This window comes from Pseudoalteromonas sp. A41-2 (assembly GCF_015767615.1).
GTDB classification, from domain to species: domain Bacteria; phylum Pseudomonadota; class Gammaproteobacteria; order Enterobacterales; family Alteromonadaceae; genus Pseudoalteromonas; species Pseudoalteromonas lipolytica.
On the sequence record NZ_CP065231.1, the window covers coordinates 1,185,846 to 1,200,014 of the forward strand.

Here is a 14,169-nt window from a genome sequence, read left to right on the forward strand (position 1 = left end):
AGCGATTGTTCGTTAATTCTACAGGTTAGAGATAAAAACTAAATATTTCAAATGATTAATCTATAGTTTAAGAAAGTAATTAATTACTAATTCAACCCCTTTGACTTACTCAAAAGTGAGTAGCCCCCTGTGCTGGCATTGTTTTTATCTATTTTATAAACGGCTTTTAGAGCAACTTTTAATCGCAATTTTAATTTCTAGTATTTATTAACTCTGTGACATTTATCCGATTGCTAAAACACGGTAAACTCATTTTTATTAGTGCAGAAAGTTGCGAATTATCAACGAATGAAAGAACAAACAAAGCCGTTACGTATTGCCTTGGTGGCAGGTGAGTTATCAGGTGATATTTTAGGTGAAGGGCTCATTAAAGCACTTAAAGTACGTTTCCCAGATGCTATTTTTGAAGGAATTGCAGGGCCGCGTATGCAAGCTGCGGGTTGTACAACGTTATTCGATATGGATGAGTTGTCGGTAATGGGGCTGGTTGAAGTGTTGGGGCGCTTACCGCGCTTATTAAAAATTCGCAAACAGCTCGTGCAACATTTTATAGATAATCCGCCTGATGTGTTTATTGGTATCGATGCGCCAGACTTTAATTTACGTGTTGAAAAGCCGCTAAAAGAAGCGGGTATCAAAACAATTCAATATGTGAGCCCCTCTGTTTGGGCGTGGCGTGAAAAGCGTATTCATAAAATCAGCGCAGCAACTAATTTAGTGTTGGCTTTATTACCATTCGAAAAAGCATTTTATGACAAACACAACGTGCCTTGCACATTTGTTGGTCATACGCTGGCTGATGATATTGCGCTGGAGCATGATCAGAGCAAAGCGCGTAATGCACTCGGTTTATCAGATTCAGACAAAGTATTGGCGCTTTTACCGGGCAGCCGAGGCTCAGAAGTGGGTCTTTTGAGTGACACTTACATTCAGACCGCCGCTAAACTACAGGCAGAAAACCCAGCACTGAAAATAGTGGTACCACTCGTTAACGAAAAACGAAAAACTCAGTTTTGTGACATTCTAGAAAAAACAGCCCCTCATTTAAAATTACAGTTACTCGACGGCCAGTCAAATCTTGCTATGCAAGCTGCCGATGCGATTTTACTTGCCTCAGGGACCGCTACATTAGAAGGCATGCTCTATAAAAAGCCAATGGTAGTAGGGTATAAAATAAAGCCAATGAGCTATTGGATATTTAAAACGCTGTTTACCTTTAACATCAAGTACTTTTCGCTACCGAATTTACTGGCCGATGAAGAGCTTGTCCCCGAGTACCTACAAACAGAATGTAATGTTGATAATTTAACAAATGCACTCACACCTATGTTAAATTCAGATAATAGTGAACTAAAAGCACGCTTTTTAGCGATTCATAAAGAAATTAGGTTAAATGCCAACGAACAAGCTGCAACAGCAGTCGCGGAGTTACTAAATGCAGATTGATCGACCACATGTAAATTATATTGCCGGTGTTGATGAAGTAGGACGTGGCCCGCTCGTTGGTGACGTAGTAACCGCCGCGGTGATCCTCGACCCTACAAAACCGATTGTGGGACTTGCCGACTCAAAAAAATTGTCGGATAAAAAACGCCAACTTTTAGCCGCAGAAATCAAAGAAAAAGCCCTGTGTTATGCCATTGGTCGTTGTAGCCCAAGCGAGATTGACGAGCTTAATATTTTACATGCCACTATGCTGGCAATGAGCCGTGCGGTTGAAGGACTCAGTGTAAAACCTGAGTTTGTATTTATTGACGGTAATCGCGTTCCTAGCCAATTAACCATACCTGCGCAAGCGGTAGTTAAAGGCGACAGCTTAGTGGAAGAGATTTCGGCTGCATCAATTCTTGCGAAAGTGGCCCGAGACGACGAAATGATTGAACTCGATAAACGCTATCCAGAATACGGCTTCGCAGGACATAAAGGTTACCCAACCAAAGCGCATTTTGCTGCACTAGAACAGTATGGTGCTATTAATGAGCATCGCAAAAGCTTTAAACCTGTGCAGCGCATTTTGGCGTCAAAAGGAGAGCAACGCTAATGCCTGCGCCGCAATTTGTTCATTTACGTGTTCATTCTGATTTCTCAATGGTGGATGGCCTCGCAAAAACAAAACCAATCGTTGCCAAAGCAGAAGAGCTACAAATGCCAGCGCTGGCCATAACAGACCAGATGAACTTATGTGGTTTGGTGCGTTTTTATGGGGCTGCACATGGCGCTGGAATTAAGCCAATTGTGGGAGCTGATTTTTGGTTACGAAGCCCAGAATTCGAAGATGAACCATGCCGAATAACTATTTTAGCCAAAGATAACGAAGGCTATAAAAACCTCACGTTATTAATCTCTAAAGCGTATCAACGCGGGCATGTTTTTCATCGTCCCGTGATTGACCGTGAATGGCTGGTGGGGCTCAAAAATGGCCTCATAATTTTATCAGGCGCAAAAGATGGCGATTTAGGCAAAGCATTACTTAAAGGCAATGCCGGCCTGATTGAGTCGGTGGTGAGTTTCTATAAGCAACACTTTAGTGACCATTATTATATTGAGCTTATTCGGACTGAGCGCCCATTTGAAGAAGATTACCTTCATTTAGCGGTAGAATTAGCAAGCCAAGAACAACTGCCCGTGGTGGCCACTAACGAGGTGGTGTTTTTAAAACCTGAAAACTTCGAAGCCCACGAAATTCGTGTTGCAATTCATGATGGTTACACCCTTGAAGATAAGCGCCGACCAAAACGTTTTTCTGATCAGCAATACCTAAAAACAGCTGAGCAAATGGCTGAGCTCTTTAGTGATATTCCTGAAGCGCTCGAAAACACCGTTGAAATTGCAAAACGCTGTAACGTAACCGTACAGTTGGGCACCTATTTCTTACCCGATTACCCAACGGGCTCGCTCAAAATCGATGAATTCTTAGTTAAAGTATCGAAAGATGGTCTTGAAGAGCGATTGCAGTTTTTATTCCCCGATGAAGAAGAGCGAAAAGAAAAGCGCGTAGAATACGATGAGCGCTTACAAATCGAGCTCGATGTAATTAACCAAATGGGGTTCCCGGGTTACTTCTTAATCGTAATGGAGTTCATCCAGTGGAGTAAGGATAACAATATTCCAGTGGGACCGGGACGTGGCTCGGGTGCGGGCTCGTTGGTTGCATATGCACTTAAAATTACCGACTTAGATCCGCTTGAATTTGACTTACTATTCGAACGTTTTTTGAACCCTGAACGTGTATCCATGCCCGACTTTGACGTTGACTTCTGCATGGACAGACGTGATGAAGTGATTGATCACGTATCGGCATTGTATGGCCGCGACGCGGTATCGCAAATTATCACCTTTGGGACCATGGCTGCAAAAGCGGTTATTCGTGATGTGGGGCGTGTACTTGGCCACCCTTATGGGTTTGTCGATCGCATATCAAAACTAGTCCCTGGCGACCCCGGTATGACGCTTGCGAAAGCGTTTGATGTAGAACCGCGTTTACAAGAAGCCTATGACGGTGACGAAGAAGTAAAAGAGCTTATCGACATGTGTCGCATTCTTGAAGGGTGTACACGTAATGCCGGTAAACACGCAGGGGGGGTGGTAATTTCACCCACCACGATCACCGATTTTGCTGCACTTTATTGCGACGATGAAGGCAAGTTCCCGGTAACTCAATTTGACAAAAATGACGTTGAAACCGCAGGCTTGGTTAAGTTCGACTTCTTAGGTTTAAGAACATTAACCATCTTGCAATGGGCGCTCGACATGACCAACGAGCGTTTAGCGCGCGAAGGTAAAGACCCCGTTGATATCAATGCTATCCCGCTTGATGATAAACCCAGCATTGACTTATTGCTCCGCGCTGAGACGACCGCGGTTTTCCAGCTAGAATCGCGCGGCATGAAAGACCTTATTCGTCGTCTAAAACCCGACTGCTTTGAGGATATGATTGCACTCGTGGCATTATTCCGACCGGGTCCACTGCAATCAGGCATGGTAGATAACTTTATCGACCGTAAGCATGGGCGTGAAGAAATATCGTACCCCGATGTACAATGGCAACATGAAAGCTTACAGCCAATATTAGAGCCGACCTACGGCATCATCCTGTATCAAGAGCAGGTAATGCAGATTGCGCAGGTACTGGCAGGCTATACCCTTGGTGGCGCAGACATGCTTCGCCGTGCAATGGGTAAGAAAAAACCTGAAGAAATGGCCAAGCAGCGTTCAACCTTCGAAGAAGGTGCAGAAAAGAACGGTATTGACGGCGAACTAGCGATAAAAATCTTCGACTTGGTCGAAAAGTTCGCAGGTTACGGCTTTAACAAATCTCACTCCGCTGCTTATGCATTGGTGTCGTATCAAACTCTGTGGATGAAAACGCATTATCCGGCCGAGTTTATGGCGGCCGTAATGTCGGCTGATATGGATAACACCGATAAAATTGTTACCTTGGTCGACGAATGTGAAAACATGAAGTTAACCTTGCTACCGCCTGATGTAAATGCGGGTGAGTACAAGTTTACGGTTAACTTAAAAGGCCAAATTGTTTACGGTATTGGTGCGATTAAAGGGGTGGGTGAAGCCCCAGTAGAAGCCATTTTAGAAGCGCGTAAAGAAGGCGGCCCGTTTAAAGACTTATTTGATTTTTGCGCTCGCGTTGATTTAAAACGTTTAAATAAACGCGTAGTAGAAAAACTTATTTATGCGGGGGCGCTGGATCAGTTAGGCCCTGATAAAACACAGCCTGGTCGCGCAACATTGTTAGCTAGTTTAAAAGATGCCATGCGAGCGGCAGACCAGCACCATAAAGCGGAGTCGCTTGGTCAGGCTGATTTATTTGGTTTATTAGCCACAGAGCCAGACGAAGTTGAACAAGCCTTTATTAAAGCCCCAGACCTTACGGATAACGAATGGTTAGACGGTGAAAAAGAAACGTTAGGGCTGTATTTAACGGGCCACCCGATTAATCAGTACCGAAAAGAGCTTAAATATTATACTTCGGGGCGTTTGGTTGATTTGCAGCCAACGAATCGCGATGTGCAGTCAACCGCTGCAGGCTTAGTCATTGCGGCGCGTACGCTCATAAATAAAAAGGGAAATCGTTGGGGTCTTGTAACTTTAGATGACAAGAGTGCCCGTATTGATGTACGCTTATTCCCAGAACAGTTTGAAATGTACCAAGATATGCTGCAAGTTAACAATATCTTGGTAATATCTGGACAGGTCAGCTTTGATAACTTCTCCGGTGGCATTACAATGACCGCCAGAGACATATGCACCATTGCTCAAGCGCGAGAAAAGCGTATAAAAGCGATTAAAATGACGCTGAATATGGTGCAGATCGAGGCGAACTTCTTCGATAATTTACAAAAAGTGCTTGAACCTTATAAGTTTGGCACGTGTCCTATTAAAGTATTCTATCAACGTCCTGATGCGTTGGCTGAGATTACGTTAGGAACCGAATGGTGTGTTACGCCTAGTGATGACTTAATTCACAAGTTATCACTGATGGCGGCGCAAGATGTAGAACTAGAATTTAATTAATTAGGTAGTTTAGAGCATGAGCCTCAATTATCTTGATTTTGAGCTTCCAATCGCAGAATTAGAAGCAAAAATTGAAGAGTTACAAAATGTAAGCCGCGCTGGCGAATTAGACCTTGGATTAGAAGAGGAAGTCAGTCGATTAAAAGAAAAAAGCGCTGAAATGAAAGAGAAAATTTTCTCTGAGTTAGGTGCTTGGCAGGTTTCACAGTTAGCCCGTCACCCGTTGCGTCCTTATACTCGTGATTACATCGAGCGCATTTTCACGGAATTTGACGAACTAGCAGGTGACCGTACTTTTGCTAACGATCCCGCTATTTTAGGCGGTGTTGCGCGTTTTGAAGGCCAACCAGTCATGGTTATTGGTCAGCAAAAAGGGCGTGATACAGCTGAAAAAATCAAACGTAACTTTGGTATGCCAAAACCAGAAGGCTACCGTAAAGCATTACGTTTAATGGAAATGGCTGAGCGTTTCAAAATGCCTATCATGACATTTATCGACACGCCGGGAGCATACCCAGGTGTTGGCGCAGAAGAACGTGGTCAATCAGAAGCGATTGCACGTAATCTTAAAGTGATGGCTGCATTAAAAGTACCGACGATCTGTACTGTTATTGGTGAAGGTGGTTCGGGTGGGGCATTGGCAATAGGCGTGGGTGACCGCGTAAACATGTTGCAGTACAGCACTTACTCAGTAATTTCACCAGAGGGTTGTGCATCAATCCTTTGGAAGAGTGCAGATAAAGCGCCTATCGCTGCAGAAGCAATGGGTGTAACAGCTGCACGTGTTAAAGAACTAGATTTAATCAACAACGTGATTGAAGAGCCGCTGGGTGGCGCACATCGTAACTACGATGCAATGGCGCGTAACCTTAAAAATCAACTAAAGCGCGATTTAGCTGATTTACAAGGCTTGTCACTTGATGAAATGCTTGATCAGCGTTACAAACGTTTAATGTCGTTTGGTTATTGCTAATTAGCATAATGATGAAAAAGCCGCTTTTGCGGCTTTTTTTGTTTTATAATACAACGCAATTTATTTTAAGCGTGCCAGTCGATGTTAACTTTGCCACTTTATACCGATTTTCGTAAAGAACTTGAGCCTTTAATTACAAAGGGGCACAAGGCGTATACTGTTGCCTTGTCTGGTGGTGTCGACTCTGTGGTGCTTTTGCATTTAATGGCTGAATTACACCGTGAAAATACGGCACTGAGTGTAGATGCTGTGTATGTAAATCATGGCTTGAGTGAATATGCAGGGCAGTGGCAATCATTTTGTGAAACGTTATGCAGCTCTCTTGCAGTGCCATTTAAAGCAATAAAAGTGAACATTGAAACACAAGCACGAACCAGCCTCGAGGCGCAAGCCCGAGACGCACGCTATGATGCGCTCGATACGCATAGTCCAAAAGGCAGCGTGTTGTTACTAGGTCAGCATTTAAATGATCAGCTTGAAACGTTCTTTTTGCGCCTAAAGCGTGGCTCAGGCTTGCAAGGGTTAAGTGCAATGCAGCAGCAAAGAGTGTTGTCATCTGGGCGTGTTTGCTTTAGACCCTTGCTTAATGTGACACGCCAGCAAATAGAGCTATTTGCTGAACAGCGTGGAATTCAACATATTACAGATGACTCAAACAGCGACGAGCGCTTTGACCGTAATTTTTTACGTCATCAGGTGATCCCCGTTTTAAACGACCGCTTTCAGGGCTTTGAGAAAAGTGCTGCGCGCAGTATTCGCTTATTACAGCAGCAACAATCACTGTTAGATGAATACACAGAAACAGACCTTGCGCACTGTCAAAATAAACACGGCGGTTTAAGCTGTTGTGCGGTTGAAGGTTTTTCTGATACGCGTAAAGCAAACCTTGTGCGCGCGTGGCTCAAGCAATTTACACATCAAATGCCCTCTGAAAATCAGCTTAAGCAAATTATTGAACAGGGCTTAAACGCACAGGCCGATGCCCAATTAAAAATCTGTTTAGCGAGCGGACAAGTTCGTCGCCATCAACATTACTGGTATTTCGTTACAGAACAGCCAATACCCAAATCATGTGATATAAATCTTGAAACCGTAACCTTATCGGATGGCCGAACTTTAAGATTTAAAACAGGTAAAGGAATTCGATTGCCAACGGCTGATGAGCAGGTGAAAGTGGTGTTTAATTGCCCGCAAGCGCGCATAAAGCCGCTTAAAAAGCCGGGGTCAAATACGCTCAAACATTGGTTTAAAGATGCGAAGGTCGCTCCTTGGGTTCGTGCACAAGTGCCGCTTATTTTTTATAATGATCAGCTTGTTCAAGTGGTTGGCTATTTTATCAGTGCTACGCACAGTTCAGATGAAGGCATTTTTTGGGAGAGTGAAAATGAGTGAACAGGCTCATGTTGGTTTATCGCTAGTTAATAAAGCACCGCTGGGTTTTATTGTGTCGATTATAGTTGCGGTTATTGCCGGTTTTTTGTTTGCTGAGCTTGAAATGAGTACCTTGTTTTATGCACTAGCGGGGGGCGTTGCGTGCTCGTTATTGCTGTTAGGGTATTGGTCAGGCAAAGGCGGCGTGTTTTTTATTTTAGGGGTGTTAACACCCCTCGCTCTCGTGGTTGTGTCGCCATTAACGACCATGGCAGCTTTACTTTATTTACTGAGCGGTTTTTTTTCAGGTTTTTGGTTGGTATTACTCGGTTATAAATTGGCTACAAAAAAGTCGAGCGGGGGAAGCTAGGCTTTTCGTAACGATATTTGCGTATTGTTTTGCGCTTTAAAAATGTGACTTTTAGTACGCTTTTGCGCAGTTTCTACCCGCGGCTTTAGCACGGTATAGGCCTTTATCTGCGCGGGCAAACACTTCATTTTCGCAGTCTTGGTTATTCGCAAGCGTAAACCCTATGCTCGATGTTACAGCGTATTGGGCCATTAAGCTTGATTGCGAGACTAAACGCATAACGCGATCTGCGATGACTTTGTTAGTGGTAAATTCAGGGTCGTCAATTAACAGCGCAAATTCATCGCCACCAAAGCGAAAAATTGAATCTGTGCCTCGTACACAGTTACGTAAAACGTTAGCAAATTCTTGTAGTACGTCGTCGCCAATTTTATGACCGAAATTGTCGTTCACTTGTTTAAAGTTGTCTAAATCGAGCAACATTAAGCTAAATGGACGATGCTGACGGCGACAACGCTCTAGTCTTTGTGCCAAGCTGTCATTAAATTGACTACGGTTATTTAACCCCGTTAGTGCATCTTTTGTTGCCAAGCGTAATACACGTGTGTACATAATTGCATTACGAAGCGGGTAAACAAGCGCAGCATGTAATTGCTGTAGTTTGGTTTCGATAGCTTGCCCCATAGGAAATTGGCTAAAATAAATTAGCTGACCTAAACGCTCACTTTCTAAATCTAAATCAAACGAGTAGGGAGTGTGCGTGGTATCGCTGTCAACACTTTCAGACACACCCAAAGCCGATTGAAACTGCAACCCAGACAAATTGATGAGCTGTTTTGCATGCTCGGCAAAAATAGTCAAAATCCCCTCAATAGACAGGGTTGTTTGTAACTTTGTCACTAAGTCATGTGTATTGTGCTGTTCACTTATTCGGTAACGTTCTGCCGAAAACGGCATAAAGTCGCCTCTTGCAGTCACTCGCTGCGTCAAAATATGGACATTTTCCATGATTGTTCTCCCCCCGGAGTGTTAGATACTCCTTAATAAAGCGAAATTTGTGCCACTTTTTTAAACTGGCTGAAAAACATATGGTTGCTATATTTAAACGAGGGTTCGGCTTTATCATTAAGTAGAAGGAGGTAATTGCTTGCAAAATGTGCTGATTCAAGCCTTTGGGTTACTCGTAGCTGCGGTCATTTTTGTTTGGTTTTTCAAGCGAATTGGCTTACCTCCTATCCTGGCGTACCTCGCAACGGGTTTATTAGCGGGGAGTCATGGCATTGGCTGGATGGCACAAAGCCACGAAATGCACTTTGTAGCTGAGCTAGGCATTGTTTTTTTACTGTTTAGTTTAGGGCTTGAGTTTTCAGTACCGCGCTTAATGGCAATGCGCAATATTGTATTTGGCTTAGGGTCACTGCAAGTGGTGATCACAAGCCTAGTGTTCATGTTGATTTTACTGTTACTTGAGTACAGCCTACTTAATAGCTTTACGATTGCGAGCTTAATGGCTTTATCATCAACGGCAGTGGTCGTGAAGTTACTCAAAGAATCAGGTGAGTTAAATCAGCGGCGTGGTCAGTTAGCAATTGGCGTGTTGTTGTTTCAAGATATCGCTGTCGTGCCCTTACTAATTATTTACCCCTTACTTGCTCAAAGTGGCTCTGATGAAATTGTTGGCGCACTTGCCTTTGCATTAACCAAAGGTGCTTTTGTGTGTATTTTGTTATGGGCAATAGGCAAGTGGGTACTGCCTAAAGTCTTTAGAGAAATAGCGCTTGTTAGAACCGACGAGCTCTTTGTGCTCACCACATTGTTAGTGGCATTGTTTGCAGCCGGTTTAACGTATTTGTTTGGTCTTTCTATGGCGCTTGGAGCGTTTTTGGCTGGTATGATGCTCGGTGAAAGCCAGTATCGTCACCAATTAGAAGCCGATATTAGACCGTTTCGCGATATTTTAATGGGGCTGTTTTTTGTTACCGTAGGAATGCAATTAGATATTTTGTATGTGTTGCAAAGTTGGTATTGGATTATTGCGGTATTAGTCGGTTTATTATTTTTTAAAATTGCGGTTCTGGCTATTTCTGCACAGCTTATAGGCGAGCGAAAGCAAGATGCCGTTGCAGCAGGTATTATGCTGTGGCAAATGGGCGAATTTGGCTTTGTGTTGATTGCACTCGCTTCACAGCATTTATTGATAAGCTCAGAGCAAGCCTCATTTTTAATTGCGGTAGGCGTGTTGTCTATGGCACTGACCCCTTACCTTATTGAAAAAACACCTGTTTTACTAAAGCGTTTGGGTTTGCTTTCTCAGCCAGGGCAGTATTGGCAACAGCCAGCGAATAGCAGCCCCTTGTATCATAACCATGTTGTTATATGTGGGTTTTCGCGGGTAGGGCAAACAATCGCTCGCTTTTTAAAGCCCGAAGCCATTGAGTACGTTGCAATAGAAAGCAACCCCATTTTATTGCAAGAAGCAAAAGCCGCAGGTGAGCCAATTATATTTGGTCATGTAAAACAAAAAGATATTTTAAAATCTGCAGGGGTTGAACGTGCTCGTTTAGTGATCATAACGTTTACAGACTTTGAGCAGACGCAAGTCGTGGTAGATGCGATAAAACAAATTGCACCCACCGTGAAGATACTCGTACGTATGCGTGACGACTCTCAGCTCGAAACCCTAAAAGAGTTAGGTGTCACAGAAGTAGTACCAGAAACCCTTGAAGCAAGTTTAATGCTCGTATCACACGTACTGTATATGTCGGGTGTACCAATGACCCGTATTATTCGCAGAGTGAGCAAAGAGCGCCGCAATCGTTATCAGTTTTTAAATGGATTTTTTACCGGTGATAAACTCGACAGCGAAGAAAGCAGCTCAGACCGATTAGAGTACTTACATGTTATCGCTTTACCTGAACACGCATTCGCTGTGAATCACATGATAAGCGAACTTAAGCTTGAGCAGCGCCGAGTATCAGTTCGTGCATTACGTCGTCAAGACCGTGAAATAGAATCGCCCTCAGAGCAAACGGTTTTGCTCGCCGGTGATATTTTGGTATTGCAAGGCAAACCACGCAGGGTAGAGCGCGTTGAACGCTTTTTACTTGATGGATTAGACTAACAGATCAGTTACTCTAATTCTAAAAATTTCCGTATTTCTGGCAGTTTTTTAAGCCCATCTTGATAACCAATCTCGATCAATTTTTGGGTGTAACGTTTTTCGAATAACAAGTAACTCGTTAAACTGGATTGAGAACGTTTTTTCACCCCGATCATGCGCAGCAACACTTTAATAGCTAATGGCATATCATCGTAATACTGCGCAGCAATCATATTAAAGTTTTGTGATGGATTGATAATACAGGTTTCAATTTGTTTCAGTTCTTGGTGCTTGTCACGCGCTGGTAATAACCCAAGCGTACGATTAATACGCTGTAAACGTTCTAAATCAGACTGCAATGTGTCGGTAAAAACACTATCTAACAGGTGACCTGCAATATTAGACAGTCCCGGATAGTGGGGTTGATAACCAGGTGGGTGCAACTCTTTGGGTGCATCGACACCAATAATAAATATTTTTTCAGCCCCTAAATGCACAGAAGGACTTAACGGCGACAATTGGTGAATTGAACCATCGCCAAAGTAATGGTTGTACACATTAACACTTGGAAACACCATTGGAATGGCACTGGATGCCATTAAGTGTTCAACATTAATGCGGGTCGCTTGTCCCTCGCGTTTAGCTCGCTGCCAAGGCTGTTGGGTTAACGACTGAAAAAACGCCACAGAGTCACCCGTTGTATAACTAGAGGCTGTGATTGATACCGCATCAAGGTAGTTTTTGTGAAGATTACGCTCAATGCGTGCTAAATCGAGTATCTCGTTAAGCAGCTTTCTTAACGGTTGATTATTTAACAAGCTTGCGGGTGGGTGGTTAATATGTTCAGACTGAAAGCTCGTTAAAATATTGCGAGTGAGGTGTGAAAATACACTTAAAAAATCACTTTTATAAACTTGCGAGGTGGAAAAATTGCGCCATACCCATTCAAGCTTTTTACTTGCTAAGTGAGCACAAGAAGCATAACAGGCAAGCGCAGCGGAATTAATTGCGCCGGCTGATGTCCCATTAATAATGGTAAAAGGTAAAGGCGCAGTACGAGGCATACTTTGTGTGATGGCTTTAAGCACACCCACTTGATAAGCCGCTCGGGCACCACCACCTGTTAATAATAAAGCGATTTTTGAGTGTTGTGTTTTTTTTAACTTACTGCTCATGGTTGCATTTAAATCGTTGTGCGTCTTTACTTTATTTATCAACTGTAAGTCTTTAAGCTAGAAGAAGCAAAGTTTACCTTACTGGTAATATTAATTTTGTCGTGTTTTTTTGTCTGTTTTTTATATTAAGGGAGTGTGTATGTCAGAGCATTCGTCAGATACCGAATTAGAAAAGCGTCCTGGGAATAACAATCTCATTTTTGCAGTTGTTATTGTTATTATTGTAGCCTGTGTTGCGGCGTTTATTTTTTTACAGCCAGACGACAAACCGACGCAAGTAGTCGAAGACGTTGTTATCGAAGAAACGCCAATGGCTGAATATAACGAGCCAGCGCCAGAACCCGTAGTAACAGAGCCAACCCCAGACCCTGTTGCGGTTGAACGCCCAGAGCAACGAGCTGTTGAACCTGAGCCAGAGGTTAAGCCTTTGCCTACATTAAACGACAGTGATGAGGTCGTGGTGGCCCGAATGGATGAATTATTAACAGATCAAGTCATGAGTTTAATGGTGACCGATGATCTTATTCGTCGTGGTGTGGTTTATGTTGATAACCTAGCCAAAGGCAAAGTTGCATTGAGCCATGCGCCCGTTGAGCGCCCTAAAGAGTCATTCATGGTTATCGAAGGGGATATTTTAACGATTGACCCAAATAGTTATGAGCGTTACACCCCGTATGTAAAATTATTTACCAGCTTAAGTGCTGCACAAGCGATTCGTATTTATGACGAATACAAACCGCTTATTAATGAAGCATACGCAGAAATTGGTTATCAAGGTGATGCCTTTACGCAAACACTTGAAGAAGCGATTGATGTACTACTCGATACCCCAGAACCCAAAGGTGATATGCCGTTAGTGCGTAACTCAGTGACTTATCAATATGCTTATTCAGAGTGGGAAAACTTACCCGATGCGCAAAAACAATTATTGCGTATGGGCCCAGAAAATATGAAAAAAGTAAAAGCAGCATTGCGTAACATAAAAGCTGAACTTGAAAAGTAAGTATAAAAGCCCCTAAATACAGTGCGATTGTATACCAAGTATGCAATCGCACTTTCTTTTTCGAATACCCCTTGAATAACGAGCCAAAAGTAGAGATAATCCCTCCCGCGCCAAACAAGGCCCTCAATGGTAGTCTTATTGGTCCTCTCGCAACACTAGCAGGTGAACCTGGTCAGGCCCGGAAGGGAGCAGCCACAGCGTGTGACGTGTGTGCCGAGATGTGGCTGGTAAGACTGCCACCCAAATTCTTCTTGGGTGTCGTTTGAAGTAAAAAATGACATAAATTGAAAGTATAAAGTGACATGGCTTTGTACTTAACTAAGTACTAAATAAGTAGTACTTAACTAAATAGAACTTAACTAAGTACTAAATAACTCATTCACATGTACAGAAAAAATAAAACACCGCCTGTTAAATCCTCCAGTAAGATATAAACAAAAAATAAATCTAGCTATTTAGTTGAATCACTTTTAGAGTTTGATACGTGTTTTATACCAATCCGCAAAAATACTTAATCATTTTGAGTGATCAAACCAGTCGCTACCTGCGTTAAAAATTTCTGATTTAGAACAACTAAATAACTAAATTTTTGCCTTGTTATCAACGCGGTTTTATTGCCTCAAAATAGACCACTTAATTAAGCGGAATGGTATTAATTATGAGTTTTCGTTATCAACACCCGAAATTGAAGCCCAACTCTCAAAC

The 14,169-nt window shown here is 42.9% G+C and carries 10 protein-coding genes and 1 other RNA gene; 9 read left to right on the forward strand and 2 right to left on the reverse strand.

Going from position 1 to position 14,169, the window contains the following annotated elements; all coding sequences use genetic code 11:
• Positions 1 to 288 precede the first annotated feature (288 nt).
• From lpxB to IT970_RS05535, 6 genes are all read left to right on the forward strand, one after another.
• Complete coding sequence (lpxB, locus tag IT970_RS05510; protein ID WP_036969702.1) at positions 289 to 1,446, forward strand: lipid-A-disaccharide synthase; 1,158 nt, start codon at positions 289 to 291, stop codon at positions 1,444 to 1,446.
• On the forward strand, positions 1,436 to 2,041 hold the full coding sequence (rnhB, locus tag IT970_RS05515; protein ID WP_118844136.1) for a ribonuclease HII: 606 nt from the start codon (positions 1,436 to 1,438) through the stop codon (positions 2,039 to 2,041). The genes lpxB and rnhB overlap by 11 nt, the downstream gene beginning before the upstream one ends.
• Positions 2,041 to 5,532: a DNA polymerase III subunit alpha gene (gene dnaE / locus IT970_RS05520; protein WP_074988618.1), complete on the forward strand. Its 3,492-nt coding sequence runs from the start codon at positions 2,041 to 2,043 to the stop codon at positions 5,530 to 5,532. Before rnhB ends, dnaE begins: the two co-directional genes overlap by 1 nt.
• A gap of 16 nt (positions 5,533 to 5,548) precedes the next feature.
• On the forward strand, positions 5,549 to 6,505 hold the full coding sequence (gene accA, locus IT970_RS05525) for an acetyl-CoA carboxylase carboxyl transferase subunit alpha (protein ID WP_036969697.1): 957 nt from the start codon (positions 5,549 to 5,551) through the stop codon (positions 6,503 to 6,505).
• 81 nt (positions 6,506 to 6,586) lie between these two features.
• A complete protein-coding gene (tilS, locus tag IT970_RS05530; RefSeq protein ID WP_118844137.1) occupies positions 6,587 to 7,897 on the forward strand; it encodes a tRNA lysidine(34) synthetase TilS in 1,311 nt (436 codons plus the stop codon).
• Positions 7,890 to 8,246 carry a hypothetical protein gene (locus tag IT970_RS05535; protein ID WP_196857663.1) on the forward strand — a complete coding sequence of 119 codons (357 nt, stop codon included), beginning with the start codon at positions 7,890 to 7,892 and terminating at the stop codon, positions 8,244 to 8,246. The genes tilS and IT970_RS05535 overlap by 8 nt, the downstream gene beginning before the upstream one ends.
• A gap of 51 nt (positions 8,247 to 8,297) precedes the next feature.
• On the opposite strand, the gene IT970_RS05540 is transcribed toward IT970_RS05535, so the two are convergent.
• A complete protein-coding gene (locus tag IT970_RS05540; protein WP_118844139.1) occupies positions 8,298 to 9,194 on the reverse strand; it encodes a GGDEF domain-containing protein in 897 nt (298 codons plus the stop codon).
• Positions 9,195 to 9,333: 139 nt separating this feature from the next.
• Between IT970_RS05540 and IT970_RS05545 the strand changes: the two genes are divergently transcribed.
• Positions 9,334 to 11,307, forward strand: coding sequence for a monovalent cation:proton antiporter family protein (locus IT970_RS05545; protein WP_118844140.1), 1,974 nt, complete (start codon positions 9,334 to 9,336; stop codon positions 11,305 to 11,307).
• Positions 11,308 to 11,315: 8 nt separating this feature from the next.
• On the opposite strand, the gene IT970_RS05550 is transcribed toward IT970_RS05545, so the two are convergent.
• Positions 11,316 to 12,461 carry a patatin-like phospholipase family protein gene (locus tag IT970_RS05550; protein WP_036971648.1) on the reverse strand — a complete coding sequence of 382 codons (1,146 nt, stop codon included), beginning with the start codon at positions 12,459 to 12,461 and terminating at the stop codon, positions 11,316 to 11,318.
• 139 nt (positions 12,462 to 12,600) lie between these two features.
• Between IT970_RS05550 and IT970_RS05555 the strand changes: the two genes are divergently transcribed.
• Together IT970_RS05555 and ffs are read left to right on the forward strand one after the other, a co-directional pair.
• Complete coding sequence (locus IT970_RS05555; protein WP_118844141.1) at positions 12,601 to 13,464, forward strand: DUF3014 domain-containing protein; 864 nt, start codon at positions 12,601 to 12,603, stop codon at positions 13,462 to 13,464.
• 136 nt (positions 13,465 to 13,600) lie between these two features.
• Positions 13,601 to 13,697: signal recognition particle sRNA small type (gene ffs, locus IT970_RS05560), an RNA gene on the forward strand.
• Positions 13,698 to 14,169: the final 472 nt, after the last annotated feature.

Bases quoted from the DNA above. Each gene is read 5' to 3' on its own strand.
- IT970_RS05555 (WP_118844141.1), top strand. From the start codon at position 12,601: ATGTCAGAGCATTCGTCAGATACCGAATTAGAAAAGCGTCCTGGGAAT.
- tilS (WP_118844137.1), top strand. From the start codon at position 6,587: ATGTTAACTTTGCCACTTTATACCGATTTTCGTAAAGAACTTGAGCCT.
- IT970_RS05550 (WP_036971648.1), bottom strand. From the start codon at position 12,461: ATGAGCAGTAAGTTAAAAAAAACACAACACTCAAAAATCGCTTTATTA.
- rnhB (WP_118844136.1), top strand. From the start codon at position 1,436: ATGCAGATTGATCGACCACATGTAAATTATATTGCCGGTGTTGATGAA.
- lpxB (WP_036969702.1), top strand. From the start codon at position 289: ATGAAAGAACAAACAAAGCCGTTACGTATTGCCTTGGTGGCAGGTGAG.
- dnaE (WP_074988618.1), top strand. From the start codon at position 2,041: ATGCCTGCGCCGCAATTTGTTCATTTACGTGTTCATTCTGATTTCTCA.
- IT970_RS05535 (WP_196857663.1), top strand. From the start codon at position 7,890: ATGAGTGAACAGGCTCATGTTGGTTTATCGCTAGTTAATAAAGCACCG.
- accA (WP_036969697.1), top strand. From the start codon at position 5,549: ATGAGCCTCAATTATCTTGATTTTGAGCTTCCAATCGCAGAATTAGAA.
- IT970_RS05540 (WP_118844139.1), bottom strand. From the start codon at position 9,194: ATGGAAAATGTCCATATTTTGACGCAGCGAGTGACTGCAAGAGGCGAC.